Annotated in this window: 16 protein-coding genes; 3 read left to right on the top strand and 13 right to left on the bottom strand. The window is 64.5% G+C overall.

The genetic code is table 11. The annotated features are described in order from the left end of the window. Positions 1 to 194: 194 nt before the first annotated feature. From C4B30_RS21645 to C4B30_RS21635, 3 genes are all read right to left on the bottom strand, one after another. On the bottom strand, positions 195 to 722 hold the full coding sequence (locus C4B30_RS21645) for a hypothetical protein (RefSeq protein ID WP_227789573.1): 528 nt from the start codon (positions 720 to 722) through the stop codon (positions 195 to 197). A 113-nt stretch (positions 723 to 835) separates the two neighbouring features. After that, positions 836 to 1231, bottom strand: coding sequence for a RebB family R body protein (locus C4B30_RS21640; protein ID WP_227789572.1), 396 nt, complete (start codon positions 1229 to 1231; stop codon positions 836 to 838). A gap of 12 nt (positions 1232 to 1243) precedes the next feature. Next, the gene (locus C4B30_RS21635; RefSeq protein WP_027786065.1) at positions 1244 to 1801 is read right to left on the bottom strand and encodes an RNA polymerase sigma factor; all 558 of its coding nucleotides are present in this window, start codon (positions 1799 to 1801) and stop codon (positions 1244 to 1246) included. A 411-nt stretch (positions 1802 to 2212) separates the two neighbouring features. Between C4B30_RS21635 and C4B30_RS21630 the strand changes: the two genes are divergently transcribed. Continuing rightward, entirely contained in the window at positions 2213 to 2887 is a 675-nt protein-coding gene (locus C4B30_RS21630) for a Crp/Fnr family transcriptional regulator (RefSeq protein WP_027786066.1), read from the top strand. A gap of 82 nt (positions 2888 to 2969) precedes the next feature. Here the strand turns inward: C4B30_RS21630 and C4B30_RS21625 are convergent, their stop codons facing one another. The 6 genes from C4B30_RS21625 to C4B30_RS21600 all read right to left on the bottom strand — a co-directional run bounded on the left by C4B30_RS21625 (position 2970) and on the right by C4B30_RS21600 (position 7186). Continuing rightward, positions 2970 to 3293, bottom strand: a complete 324-nt coding sequence (locus C4B30_RS21625; protein WP_027786067.1) for a RebB family R body protein — start codon at positions 3291 to 3293, stop codon at positions 2970 to 2972. A 184-nt stretch (positions 3294 to 3477) separates the two neighbouring features. Further along, a complete protein-coding gene (locus C4B30_RS21620) occupies positions 3478 to 3837 on the bottom strand; it encodes a RebB family R body protein (RefSeq protein WP_034185504.1) in 360 nt (119 codons plus the stop codon). 190 nt (positions 3838 to 4027) lie between these two features. Continuing rightward, positions 4028 to 4363, bottom strand: a complete 336-nt coding sequence (locus C4B30_RS21615; protein WP_027786069.1) for a RebB family R body protein — start codon at positions 4361 to 4363, stop codon at positions 4028 to 4030. An 80-nt stretch (positions 4364 to 4443) separates the two neighbouring features. Next, positions 4444 to 5133 (bottom strand): hypothetical protein, encoded by a 690-nt coding sequence (locus C4B30_RS21610; protein ID WP_027786070.1) that lies wholly within the window; start codon positions 5131 to 5133, stop codon positions 4444 to 4446. 545 nt (positions 5134 to 5678) lie between these two features. Next, positions 5679 to 6734 carry an SEL1-like repeat protein gene (locus C4B30_RS21605; RefSeq protein WP_227789571.1) on the bottom strand — a complete coding sequence of 352 codons (1056 nt, stop codon included), beginning with the start codon at positions 6732 to 6734 and terminating at the stop codon, positions 5679 to 5681. Positions 6735 to 6895: 161 nt separating this feature from the next. Beyond that, positions 6896 to 7186, bottom strand: a complete 291-nt coding sequence (locus C4B30_RS21600; protein WP_227789570.1) for a hypothetical protein — start codon at positions 7184 to 7186, stop codon at positions 6896 to 6898. Between the two features lie 401 nt (positions 7187 to 7587). On the opposite strand from C4B30_RS21600, the gene C4B30_RS35690 reads away from it, so the two are divergent. Both C4B30_RS35690 and trpS read left to right on the top strand, forming a co-directional pair. Further along, positions 7588 to 7743: a hypothetical protein gene (locus C4B30_RS35690; protein ID WP_175888595.1), complete on the top strand. Its 156-nt coding sequence runs from the start codon at positions 7588 to 7590 to the stop codon at positions 7741 to 7743. A 209-nt stretch (positions 7744 to 7952) separates the two neighbouring features. Beyond that, positions 7953 to 8966, top strand: coding sequence for a tryptophan--tRNA ligase (trpS, locus tag C4B30_RS21595; protein ID WP_027786071.1), 1014 nt, complete (start codon positions 7953 to 7955; stop codon positions 8964 to 8966). A 9-nt stretch (positions 8967 to 8975) separates the two neighbouring features. Here trpS and C4B30_RS21590 read toward each other — a convergent pair whose 3' ends face one another. The 4 genes from C4B30_RS21590 to C4B30_RS21575 all read right to left on the bottom strand — a co-directional run bounded on the left by C4B30_RS21590 (position 8976) and on the right by C4B30_RS21575 (position 12976). Then, complete coding sequence (locus tag C4B30_RS21590) at positions 8976 to 9389, bottom strand: VOC family protein (RefSeq protein ID WP_027786072.1); 414 nt, start codon at positions 9387 to 9389, stop codon at positions 8976 to 8978. A gap of 92 nt (positions 9390 to 9481) precedes the next feature. Beyond that, entirely contained in the window at positions 9482 to 10402 is a 921-nt protein-coding gene (locus C4B30_RS21585; RefSeq protein WP_027786073.1) for a bestrophin family protein, read from the bottom strand. 163 nt (positions 10403 to 10565) lie between these two features. Further along, entirely contained in the window at positions 10566 to 11573 is a 1008-nt protein-coding gene (cydB, locus tag C4B30_RS21580; protein WP_027786074.1) for a cytochrome d ubiquinol oxidase subunit II, read from the bottom strand. Between the two features lie 2 nt (positions 11574 to 11575). Continuing rightward, positions 11576 to 12976: a cytochrome ubiquinol oxidase subunit I gene (locus tag C4B30_RS21575; protein WP_027786075.1), complete on the bottom strand. Its 1401-nt coding sequence runs from the start codon at positions 12974 to 12976 to the stop codon at positions 11576 to 11578. Positions 12977 to 13321: the final 345 nt, after the last annotated feature.

Below are 13321 nucleotides of genomic sequence, written 5' to 3'. Positions count from 1 at the left end.
ACAGGACTGCCAATAGCGGACCGCGACGTGTTCAGCCAAAAAACGTGCGTCGCTCCCGCCGCTCACATCCCGCATCGGGCCCGACGGCCCGGCGGGTCGTGTCGATCGATACCGTGTCGCTGCACGCGCGGCAGTCGATCGCCCGCGGTTCACGGCGCATGACTGCGGGCGACGTTCGTCATCGACGCCGCGCCCTACGTGCCCTTCTTGTCCAGCAGCGCCTGATACTTCTGCAGGCTCTCGTCGATCCTGTCGAGCGCGATGCTCGCGGCCTCCCCTTCGATCGCCTCCGCGGCGCCCGCGACGACCGCCGCGGTCGCGACGAACAGGTCCGTCAACAGCAGGCCCACCGCATCCATCGCCATGCCTTTCACGTCCTCGTCGATGGTCTTCTGCGCGAGGTCCTTCATCAGCACGCTCTTGCCCGCGATCGCCAGCGACGTCGACGCCTCGAAGTAGTTGGCCGCCGCCTGCGCGACCATGCCGCCGGCCTGCGTGATCAGCATGTTCGGGCCGACGGCGATCTGCGTCGTCGCGTAGGACGCGGCCTCCGCGTTGATCGCCTGCACGGTCTGCAGCGCCGAGGTGGCGGCCCCGGTCGCACCCGCGATCTGGTCCGGCGCCTTCAGCGTCTCGGTGAACCTGCGCAGCCGGCTGACCGGCCATGCGCGCGTGCCGGCTGTCGCAACTGCGGCGTGCGGCGCGGCATCGGCCCGCGTCATGGCTTCGGCTGCGGCGTCCGCGGCGTCATCCGGCGCTTGCGTCGCGCCGTCTCCGCGTCCACCCAAAGAATCTTTCATGTTCATTATTCAGGTATCCCGATAGTCGTCGTGCCCTAATGCGTGGAACCCGTCTGCGGCCCGCTCGCCAAGGGCGGCGTCGCGCCGCCCGATGCCGGCTTCGGAGACGCTTCGACGGACAGGATCATGGACACCGCCTTCGACACGACGGCGTTCGAAATCTGGTTCAGCGCCGCCTGCTGCTGTGTCATGTTCTGCGCCGAGATGCCGACGGCCTGGCTGAACATCTGGTAAAGCATGCCCAGCGCCTGGGCCGGCGATCCCGCGACGACGTTGACGTTGGTCTGCGTCAGCGCGTCGGTAATCTGCTCATTGACTTTGTCTGCCACGAGGCCTCCTCGGATCTCGGCTCCGGCATGCGATTGAAGGAACGGGCGGGCCGGCAGGCCATCGACGCCGCGCATGCCGTTAGGAACGCTTGCTGCCGGCATTCGTGAACGCGCTCACGCGAGTTCCTCGCGCAATTTCTTGCGCAGCAGCTCGACGCGTTTTCTGGCAAGCGGCTCGTTGATCCCGAGCGTCGCGGCGATGTGCAGATAGGGCCGGTCCTCCTCGAACTTCAGCGTGAACAGCATTTGCTGCTGCGGGGGCAGCATGGACAGCGCCTGCTCGAGGCGGAGCAACTGTTGCCGAAGCAGCAGTTGCTGCTCCACCGACGGCGCGTGGCCGGCCAGCTCGACGGCGTGATCGTCGTCCCAGGCCGGGTCGAATTCGAGCATGCCGCTTTCGCGCAGACGGCGGCGCGCGCCATCGAGGAACGCGTGATTCAGCGCCAGAAAGAGAAAGCCTGCGAGGTTCCGAACGCGCTCGGGCGAGCGCTGCAGGTAGATGTGGACCTTGAGTGCGGTATCGGAAAGCAGTTCGTCGGCACGGTGAATATCACCCTTGCACAACATGCGCGCGCGGCGCCGCAGCTTCCCCTGCATTTCCCGCCACGTACGGTCGAGCTGCTGCGCCGAAGACTCGGGCGTCGTGGCAGCGTGCTGGTTCGAGGTTGTCATCCCGTGTCTTCCTTTTATATGGAAAACACAGAATCGATTCGATGCCGGGAATGGCGCTGTTACCCGTGTAACACCGATAAAACGATAATCGGCTTCGGTAAATTTTCTTGATTATTATGAACAGAAATTTTAATTAACCGGCATAGCCCGATCCGTCGTTTCAGATGCGCCGCCGGGCTTGACCGAATAACGGCATTGCGATGAAAAAGAACGACTACCGCCGCGATGCGCCCGTGCGTCGGCATGCTGCTTTCCATGTCGGTCGATCAAGCGCGCCTGCCGCCGAAGTGCCGCCCTGTCCGGACTGCCTGCCGATTATTTCAATACTTTCATTATTCATTTTTCACGTAATGCCGAAGGCAGCGTTTTTCGCTAGGTGGCCGTATCGTCAAACAACCTCGCGCGGAAAACATGCCTGCCCTTGCTGACGCTCAAACGCTGCGCAATATACCGATACTCACCGATCTACCGGAAAGCCTGCTCGCCCATGTCGAGCGGCACGTCACGCCCTGGCCCGAACACGGCAATCGCCTGTTGTTCTTCAAGGGCGATCCGGGGGATTTCGTCGCGTTCGTGCGCCAGGGCCGCGTCTACAAGACCCTGCACGAACCCGGCGGGCGCGAGATCATTCTCGGCCATTCGATACCGGGCGACCTCATCGGCGAAAACACGCTGATCCGCGCGCACCGGCGCAGCTTCACCGCCCAGTTGAGCGCCGACTGCCGCATTTCGCTGCTGCATCGCCAGCACTTCGCGCCGCTGCAGGCCAACGCGGAATTCATGGCGCGCATCCACGAGCAGCTGTGCCGGCACATTCACCAGTTGAGCGACTTCGTCGAGTCGGCGTGCCTGTACCGGCTCGAAGCACGGCTCGCGCGCCATCTGCTGAACCGCATGCAAGGGAATGATCTCGAGGTGCCGCTGCCGGAGAGCCAGAGCATCCTCGCCGCGATGCTCAACGTCAGCCGGCCGCGGCTGAACAGCAGCCTGCGGAAGATGCAGCGCGACGGTCTGATCCGGCTGCACGAACACGGCGTGACGATCGAGAAACCGGAACGGCTCCGGACCATCGCCGACGCCAATTGACGCCCGCCCCGGCAAGCGCGTGCGTCACGCGGCGGCGCCGTGCGGGCAGGTTGCGCGCCGGGTTGCGCGGCGCGCCTGAAGGTCAGCCGCGCCCGTGGCCGAGGGCATTCATCAACTGCGCGACGGCGGCCAGTTGCGATACGAAGTTGTCGTTCGACGAGCGCGCCGCGCTGGCCTGCGCCACCGGCGAGCCGGCATAGAGCTGCATGATGCCGACGGTCGTGGCGGCGAGGTTGGACGCCGCCTGATTCGCCTGCATCTGCACCGCGTTGTGAAGCAGGATCGCGGACGCATGGCTGTTCGACTGCATGAGCGTGCCCAAGGCCACGGCGGGCGCTTCGCCCACCACCTTGACGTTGGCTTGCGTGACTGCATCGGTCATCGCAGGGGAAACCTGTTCCGGCATGTCGTTGCTCCTGGGTTGCGCGCCGCTGCGGCGCAGTCATGATGACGAAAGCACGAGTGGGTCGGTCGGCGCCGTCGATGCGCGGCACGGTGGCCGCCGCCCCGGGCGTCGACACGACGTCGGGGGCCGGGCGGCAGCCACCGCGATCGGGGGCCGCCGCCCGGCGTCGACGCAGGGTTACGCGTCAGGTCAGCGCCTTGCCGAGCGCGAGCACGTCGGCCAGTACGGACAGCACGCCGTTCGAGCCGATCTCCGTCGCGGCGGCGCCGGCGCTCGCCGGCCCGAGCGTGTACAACTGCATCGTGCCCACGTTCGTCGAGGTCGGCAGTTGCACCGCGGACTGCGACTGCTGCTGCACGGCGTTCTCGAACAGCACGCTGAGCGAATGGCTCTGGGCCTGGTACAGCGAGCCCGTGGCCATCGCGGGCGCTTCGCCGACCACCTTGACGTTGGTCTGCGTGACCGCGTCGGTGATCGCGGCGTTGACCGCACAGGTCTTGCAGGGGTCCTTCGGGTCTTTCGAGTCGTTTGCGTCATTCGGCATCGTATTTCTCCTGGTTCGCGAACGGGCACCGCGTCGAATCGGCTCTACCCGTTCCGTCGTTTGCTCCGGAACACCGCGCGGCGCCTTGGTCGGGCGCTGGCGGTCATGCTACGTATCCGCGGCTCGGCGGCGGTATCGGCAGCGTGTGCCGCTCGAGCCGCCGCCTCAACCACGGCGCTGCGATGACGCCTTACGGCGTGGTCACTGCCTTCCCGATCGCGATCACGTCGGCCAGAATCGAAATGATCCCGTTCGCGCCGATTTCCGTGGCGGCCGCGCCCGCGCTTTCCGGCCCGATCGTGTAGAGCTGCATCGTCCCCACGTTCGTCGACGTTTGCGACTGGATCGCGGCCTGCGACTGCTGCTGCACCGCGTTCTCGAACAGGATGCTGAGCGAATGGCTCTGGGCCTGGTACAGCGAGCCCATCGCCATTGCCGGCGCTTCCGCGACCACCTTGACGTTGACCTGTGTGACCGCATCGGTAATCGCGGGATTGACCTGGCACACTTGACACGTATCAGCCATTTGTTGCTCCTTGGTTCACGTAGTTGAGAGGTCGCACATCGGGGCCGGCCGGTTTCGCGTTCGGCCGCATGACCCGCGTGCTACTCCATGGACGCTCGGCCGGGCGTATCGTGAACGGCGGTGGTGGGTTTGGACGGCTCGGCCGGACCGGCGCCGGTGCTTCGCAACCGGTCCTCCATCGCGTCGAGCCTGGCGGCGAGCCGTTCGGCAAGCCTTTCGGCAAGCCCTTCGGCGAGCCTTTCGGCAAGCCCTTCGGCGAGCCGTTCCGCGAGCGCATCGCCGTATTGCCGGAAGCATGTTTCGATTTCCTGCCGGATCATGCCCGTCAGCTGTTCCCCGATCATCGTCAGTGCCTCGCGGGTGCTGTCCTGGATCTCGGCTGTGGCGGATGCCTGCGCGTCGTCGCCCTGCGCGTGCGCGTCGAGTACACCCGATACTTTCTGCTGTTCCGACGCCAGCATGCCGAGCGTCGTCTCGTTCTGCGTGTCGATCGTCTGCAGGATGCCGCGCATCTTCTCGTACGCCTTTTGCTGGTTGAGCTGCAGGAAATGCTTGACCTGTTGGCGTGCCTCTTGCCGGGTTTTCAACTGCGGCAATGGCCGATTAGCGGCGCTCGCCGGTGTGGCCGGGCCGGCGGCGGGCGCCGGCTGGTTCGCGTGCCGGCTCGGCAACCCCTCCAGCAGCACCTTTTCTTCGCCGGGCTCGAGAGGCCGGCCCAGGCGCTTCTCCGCGAACTGCCGCAGCAGCGGGTCGAGTGCTTCGTTGCTCATGGCTCACACCTCCTCGAGATTCGCTCGCGGCACGGGTACGTGCGACGCGGGATCGGGTGGACGCCGTGTCACGATGGCTCGGTCGGCGGGCTGCAATGGATATCGCATGGTGTTCTCCGGGAAAAGGATGCGCGACGGCCCGCCGGAAATTTCGGCAGGACCCGCTGCAAGGACGAACCGTGCGGCGGGTCTGTGAAGTCGGTCGGCACCGCGTGCGGGCGGCGTGTGTCTGGAGTCCGATGTCGCCGACGTCCGGGTCTCGCGTGACGGCGGGCATCGGCAGGACTACACGCTGTTCGAGCGGACGGGCAGCACACGTGCGCGAAACGATCTTTTTTGCCGGTATCGGCGGGCAGAAACCGGGGCGGTCGGGGATGGCCCGCCGCGCATCACACGATTCGGCGGAGACATTTGCGCCCGTATCGGATGTGATTCGGATCCGGGCACAGCGGGGGTGGCGACCTCGCGATGTTCCGCGTCGTCACACGGTACTTTCGCAGCAAGTGCCGCCGTATTCGATCTTCTCTCGGTTCAATGCTTGTTTCTCAAGCCCAGGCGCACACCGCTGCCGCCGCCGAACATGTTACCGAGCTGCGCGCATGCTGATCCGGCGGATCGCCGACCTGCGGCTTCTCCAGCATATAGTCATCGGGCACATGCGCGCTGCCCGTACGTAGCGACACGGGGGGCGCGGCGGGTTTGACCGGCGACACCGGCACGGACGCCACCGCTTTCGCCGCGTCGATCAACGTCTCCTTGTTGCCGTCCCACCTGGGCAGCTTGGCGGGTGGGAGCGGCACGACCTTGTCCAGATTCGGCAGACGCAGGTCGGGGTCGCGCTCGAGGCGATCGGCAAGGACGCTGTAGCGCTCGGCACGGGCTTCATCCTTGACATGGCCGACTAGGGCGTCCCCCTTGCCAAACGACGCACTTAACCACCCCGCACTCTCTGCACTGCCGAATTTCACACCCGCATGCAGCGTTCTGAGTGCGCGTTCGTTGTTCTCGCTCAACTCGGCTCGATCACCCACAATCGTCGTTCCCAACTCATATGCAGCAAGTCCGTTGCCCTGCGCGACCGCACATTCGAGCATCTGGAGTGCAATCTTGCGGTTACCCCAGAAGCCCGCCTTCGGGTCGTCATAGAGCGCGTCCATCTTGCCACCCAGATACGCCATCGCACTTGGGCTGCCCATATCGGCGGCCAGTTGCCAGAATGCATAAGCGCGGCTAGCATCCTGCTTAACGCCCATCCCGTTCATGTGGTACGTGCCCATCAGATCGTAGGCTGCAGGAATACCCAGTTTCATCGCCTGTTCGGTGATCTGAACGGCCTGTTCTGAACTACGTTCCACGCCCTCCCCCTGGGCGTAGGCATTCGCCAGATTCAACATGGCTTTCCAGTGCTTGCGCTCGGCCGCCCTCGTCCACAAATCGACAGCGCCCTTGTAATCGCGCTGGTTCGGCCACAACAGCGAACTAGTCAGCGCCATTGCCTGCTGATTCCAGCGATCGGCCTCCGGATCGAGCGGGGGAGCCACGTCAGCCTCGTGTTTGCACTCGAACGCCGTGCGATGCGGATTGAAGGCGGTCAACGACATGTTGCGAGGAAGAGAATCGTTCGTCGAGCAGGCAGCACATGCAAGGAATAGGAAAGCAGAAACTAACCGGGCGAAGCCGATGCGGTTGGCAGGAGTCGAACGTAATTGATTTAGCACGATTCAGGAGGCCTACTCAGGATAAGCGAATGTCTGTCACACGCTCATCGTGGAACGGATGCGGGAAACCAACTGGCGCGTCTCCCTTCTTTCGGACGATCTCGTTGGCCCGCAGCAAATTCACCCAGTTGCGGAACGCCTTCGACATGGCCCACGGAGTTAGCGAAGACGGATTGCAATCCGCTGCGTTTCCAGTGTGAAACTTCGACGCCCGTTTGCGCAGATCTTCTGCTTTTCGTACGGTCGTTGGTTCCCACGTTGGTCCCGGCATCCACTGCCACGCCCCGCAAATTCAGATTGGCGCTGCCCAACGTGAAGAAACTGTCGTCGGTCATCAACAGTTTACTGTGGATGTAGATTCTCCTGTGCCAGAAGCCGCGATGAATGCGCGATGCCCCCACTGGTCAATCACCCACCCGATCAACTCATTGATTTTATTGGTTTTTTAAATTATTTCGGACAATCGACGGCAAACGTCGCCCCGTCTCGACGCATACCGCCTCGGCCATCGCCCGACAATCCTTTACGGTTGGCGGGTAGCCAACCTGATAGCATGCGGGTCGCACACCATGACCGATCCACCCCGGATCGTCGCGCGCCGAACCGACGCACGTGCCGACTGCACGATCAAACGGCGCACCACGTGTTTATCCCCGTAGAACCCCGCAACACCCCGGCTCGCCCCGCGCGACCCGTTGCAGTAACCGTTGGAGTGGCGCACCCCGCGCCTGCAAGCATGAAGAAATCGAAGCAGCTCACCCATTCCCCACGCGACAAAGACCGCACGCCGCTCGTCCGCGCCGGCGCGTGGCTGCTGATGGCCGGCCTGCTGTACCTGCTGTGGCCGTCCGCCGAAACCGCCTACCTCGCGATGGAATCGGTGATCCGCTGACGCGCACCGCCAATCACGCCCTGCGTTATACTCGCTCGATGGAAACCCAACCCGCCTCGCCGATCGTGCATTGCTGGTGGCGCGCCTGACCCAGGCGGCCCGTTTCCTTTTGCATGTCCCAAACGTGATGCCGCCAGCGATGGCGGCATTTGCGTTTCTGCGCTGACGTCCTGGCTGGCGGCTTCGACAACCCGGAGCCCACGACGACCATGACGCAACCCACCCGCCCGACCATCCTCACCGGCGACCGCACGACCGGCCCGCTGCATCTCGGCCACTACATCGGCTCGCTGCGCGCACGCGTGCAGATGCAGCACGAAGCGCGGCAGTTCCTGCTGCTCGCCGATACGCAGGCGCTGACCGACAACATGGGCCGCCGCCAGCGCGTCACCGAAAACGTGATCGAGGTCGCGCTCGACTACCTCGCGGTCGGCATCGATCCGGCGATCTCGACGATCGTCGTGCAGTCGCAGGTGCCTGAACTCGCCGAGCTGTCGCAATACCTGCTCAACCTCGTCACGGTCGCGCGCCTTGAACGCAATCCGACCATCAAGGAAGAGATCCGCCTGCGCGGGTTCGAACGCGACATCCCGGCCGGCTTCCTGACCTACCCGGTGAGCCAGGCGGCCGACATCACCGCATTCAAGGCGACCCATGTGCCGGTCGGCGACGATCAGTTGCCGATGATCGAGCAGACCAACGAACTCGTACGTCGCTTCAATGCAACCGTCGATCAGCCGGTGCTGGTCGAGTGCGAGGCCGTGCTGTCGTCGGTCACGCGGCTGCCGGGCATCGACGGCAAGGCGAAGATGAGCAAGTCGCTCGGCAACGCGATCACGCTCGGTTCGACGCCGGACGAGATCGCGCAAGCCGTGAAGGACATGTACACGGATCCGAACCACCTGCGCGTGAGCGACCCGGGCCAGGTCGAGGGCAACGTCGTGTTCACGTTCCTCGATGCGTTCGAGCCGGACGTGGCGAAGGTCGACGAGTTGAAGGCCCACTATCGCCGCGGCGGCCTCGGCGACAGCGTCGTCAAGCGCGTGCTGAACGAGCGGCTACAGGCGCTGATCGAGCCGATTCGCGCGCGCCGCCGCGAGTTCGAGGCCGACAAGGCCGAAGTGATGATGATCCTGAAGCGCGGCACGCTGCATGCACGGGAAGTGGCGGGCGCAACGCTCGCGGAGGTGAAGGGGGCGATGGGATTGACGTATTTCGATTGAGCGACGCCATCACGGCCGCTCGCGCCCCGGCGCCGCCGCATGACACACGGCCTCGATCCGGTTGCCGGCCGGATCGACCACAAAAGCCGCGTAGTAGTCGGCGTGGTAGTGCGGCCGCAATCCAGGGTCGCCGTCGGGCTGGCCGCCCGCGGACAGGCCGGCCTCGAAAAACGCATGTACCTGCTCGCGGGATGCGGCCTTGAAACACCAGTGCCGCTTGCTCGTCCCGACTTCGGCGGAATCCAGATACACCGCCAGAAAAGTCGACTCCGGATCATTCGCGCTGCAACGCTCACCATAGCCGAGCGCATCGGGCCGGTCATAGACCTTGGTCGCGCCCAGCGCAGCCATGACGGCATCGTAGAAGCGGCGCGCCAGATCGATATCCGGAACACCGATCGACACGTGATCGAGAAGGTGCATGGTGTGGGCTCCATTGAACGAGCACGAGTCTACACACCCGTCATCGCTCCGGCCGAGCAACCTTACCGACGACCACACTACCGGCCATGCCGCTACGTGATCTGATACGTCGATGCCGGCACGAATTCCTCGGGCATCGGCCGATCGCCGAGTTCGAGTATCGATCGCTCGATCGTGCGCGTCATCGCATCGAGTGCGAGCGCATTCGGCGCGAGGCCGAACGGCTCGGCCACTTCGTTCGCGATCGCTTCGAGCGCGATCAGCGTGTAGGAAATGAACACGCAGATCAGCGGCGTGAAGAACTCCGTCGAATCGACGAGCCCGAACGGCAGCAGCACGCAATACGCGTACACGGTGCGATGGAGCAGCACGCTGTACGAAAACGGGATCGGCGTCGACAGGATGCGCTCGCAACCACCGACCGACTTGCCGAGCTCGTCGAGCTGCGTCTCGAACATCCAGCAGGTCGCGTCGCCGCCGGGCGCGCGCCCCAGCGCACGGACGATGCCGCCACGCAGTTCGTCGAGGATCGCAACGGGCTTGTAGCATTTGCCGCCGAGCGCGGTCGTGCGCTCCGCCCCGAGAATGCGCAGCAGGTCTTCGGTCGGATCGGTATGACGCAGTTGATGTTTCAACGCATACGCGAGCGCGATCAGCAGATCGGCGAGCCGGTTGCGCTCGGCGTCGCTCACGCTGTCGGGCAGGTAGCGATGCAGTTGCGACGTCACGGCGCGCGCGGCGATCAGCAGGTTGCCCCACAGATGCCGCGCTTCCTTGAAGCGCTCGAAGCTCGCGTTGTTGCGAAACCCGAGGAAGATCGCGAGCGCGAGCCCGAACAGCGTGAACGGCGCGGTGTTGAGCGGAATCTTCTCGCCGAAGATGCGCCCGTTCGTGAAGACCGCCAGCGTGCTGACGATCGCCATGAACACGAGCTGCGGAATGATCGATTGCAGCACGGAGCCGTTCCATACGAACAGCATCCGGAGCCAGTTCTGTCGTGGTCTGACGATCATGATGTTTTCTCGACTGCCCAAGGATTACGCAACCCGTTGCGCCCGCACCCGATATGCAACGGCCCGCGCGTGGCGGGCCGCTTTTCGGTCGGGTGCCGGGCCGGACGCAGCGCGCTGCGCGTGATGATACGCGCGCGCCGCGCCCCGTCACGTTGCTTGCCGCTCAGTGATAGCCGATATCGCCCTCGCGCACCTTGCCGCGGAACACGCGGTACTGCATCGCGTTGTACACGAGAATGATCGGCAGCACGATCACGGTGCCGACGAGCGCGAACAACTGGCTCGAATGGCTCGACGACGCGTCCCAGATCGTCAGCGACGGCGGCACGATATTCGGCCAGATGCTGATCACGAGCCCCGTGTAGCCGAGAAACACGAGCGCGAGCGTCAGCAGGAACGGCGTGGCCTCGTGCGCCCGCTTCACCGAGTGGAAGATGCCCCACACGCATGCGACGACGAGGATCGGCACCGGCAGGAACCAGCCGAGGTTGCCGCTGCCGAACCAGCGGTGCGCGACGGCCGGCAGCCCGATCACGGTCCACAGGCTGACCACGCCCATCACCGCGAGCAGCACGCCCGTGAGCGGCTTCATCAGCAACCGCATCTTGCGCTGCAGTTCGCCGTCGACCTTCAGGATCAGCCAGCCGCAGCCGAGCGTCGCATAGGTGACGAGCACGCCGATCCCGCACAGCATGCTGAACGGCGACAGCCAGTCGAACGGCCCGCCCGCGAACTGGTTGTTCACGATCTTGATGCCTTGCAGCAGCGAACCGAGCACGATCCCCTGGCAGAACGCCGCAAGCGCCGAGCCGCCGATGAATGCGAGATCCCACATGTGCTGCGTGCGGGTGGCTTTCGCGCGCAGCTCGAACGCGGCGCCGCGGAAGATCAGTCCGACCAGCATCAGCACCAGCGGCAGGTAGTTCGCCGGCAGCAGCGTCGAATACACGACCGGGAACGCACCGTAGAGGCCCGCGCCGCCGAGCACGAGGAACGTCTCGTTGCCGTCCCACACCGGCGCGACGGTGTCGAGCATCACCTGGCGCTCGGCCTTCGCGTCGAAGAACGGAAACAGCAGCCCGATACCGAGATCGAAGCCGTCCAGCATCACGTAGAGGAATACGCCGAGGCCGATGATCGCGGCCCAGACGACGGGAAGATCGATGTGCATGGTTACTCCGCCTCGGTGACGTTCAGCGGCGTGGACAGCGCGCTCTTGCGCAGCCCCGGATGCCGGTGCAGCTCGATGTAGCCGGCCTGGGCAGCCGGCCCGCGCTTCATCAGTTTCATCATGTAGTAGATGCCCGTTCCGAATACCAGGAAGTACACGACCACGAAGATCAGCAGCGATACGCCGACCTGTTGCGCACTGAGCGGCGCAACCGAATCGATGGTGCGCAGCACGCCGTACACGGTCCACGGCTGGCGGCCGACCTCGGTCGTGATCCAGCCGGCCAGCAGCGCGACGATGCCCGACGGCCCCATCGCCACCACGAACCACTGGAACCAGCGCGTCTCGTACAGGCGCCCGCCCTTTCTCAGCAGCAGCCCGAGCAGTGCGGTGAGCAGCATCAGCATCCCGAGGCCGGCCATGATCCGGAACGTCCAGAAGATGATCGGCGAATACGGGCGGTCCTGCGGCGCGAATTCCTTCAGCCCGCGAATCTCGCCGTCCCAGCTGTGCGTGAGGATCAGGCTGCCGAGGTGCGGCACCTGGATCGCATAGCGCGTGGTTTCGGCCTGCATGTCGGGCAGCCCGACGAGGTTCAGCGCGGTGCCGCCCTTCTCGGTTTCCCACAGCCCCTCGATCGCCGCGATCTTCGCCGGCTGGTATTCGCGCGTGTTCAGCCCGTGCGCGTCGCCGACTGCGATCTGGATCGGCGCGAGCACCAGCAACATCCACAGCGCCATCGAGAAGCTGCGCTTCACCGGCTCGTCGCGGCGGCCCTTGAGCAGGTGCCACGCGCCGCACGCGGCGACGATGAAGCCCGCGACGATGAACGCCGCGATCGTCATGTGCACGAGACGATACGGGAACGACGGGTTGAAGATGATCTTGAACCAGTCGACCGGCACGACGAGGCCGTTCTCGATCTTGTAGCCTTGCGGCGTCTGCATGAAGCTGTTCGACGCGAGAATCCAGAACGTCGAGATCAGCGTGCCGACCGCGACCATCAGCGTCGCGAAGAAGTGCGCGCGGGGGCTCACGCGCTGCCAGCCGAACAGCATCACGCCGAGGAAGCCGGCTTCGAGGAAGAACGCGGTCAGCACTTCATACGTGAGCAGCGGCCCCGTGATGTTGCCCGCGACGCGCGAGAAGCCGGCCCAGTTGGTGCCGAACTCGTACGCCATCACGACGCCGGAGACGACGCCCATCCCGAAGCCGATCGCGAAGATCTTCGACCAGAACTGGAACATGGATTTGTAGGCGGCGTCGCCGGTGACGAGATAGCGCCATTCCAGCACCGCCAGGAAGCTCGCCATGCCGATGCTGATCGCGGGGAACACGATGTGGAACGACACCGTGAATGCGAATTGCAAGCGGGCGAGATGGAACGCATCGAAGATTTCCATGACCGTAATTTGCTCGTGATTGTGAGGACGTACGCCCGAAGCAGGAAATCGCGCGACGGCTTGGCGACAACACATGCGAACACAACCGGTCACTCGCATGGCATCGAAGCGTGAATGACGATATCGCGTTTGCAACGATACTCGCAATCACTCGAACGTGCGCTGAAACTGTGCTGCTTGCGCCGCCAAAGATGTGTGCACGGAAAACATATTCCGTGCCTGCGGGGCGGTCAGCTGTACTGCTTTCCGCGTGGCGGCGCTGTGCCTCCGGCGCACTGTTCACTCCACTTAACATGTCATGCAACGCCTGCCCGAGGCGGTCGTGCGCCCGTCGGGCACCCGCCC

Source organism: Burkholderia sp. BE12 (assembly GCF_002959955.1).
GTDB lineage: Bacteria > Pseudomonadota > Gammaproteobacteria > Burkholderiales > Burkholderiaceae > Burkholderia.
The sequence above is the reverse complement of the archived record's forward strand: the minus strand, read 5'-3'. Positions and strand labels throughout refer to the sequence as shown.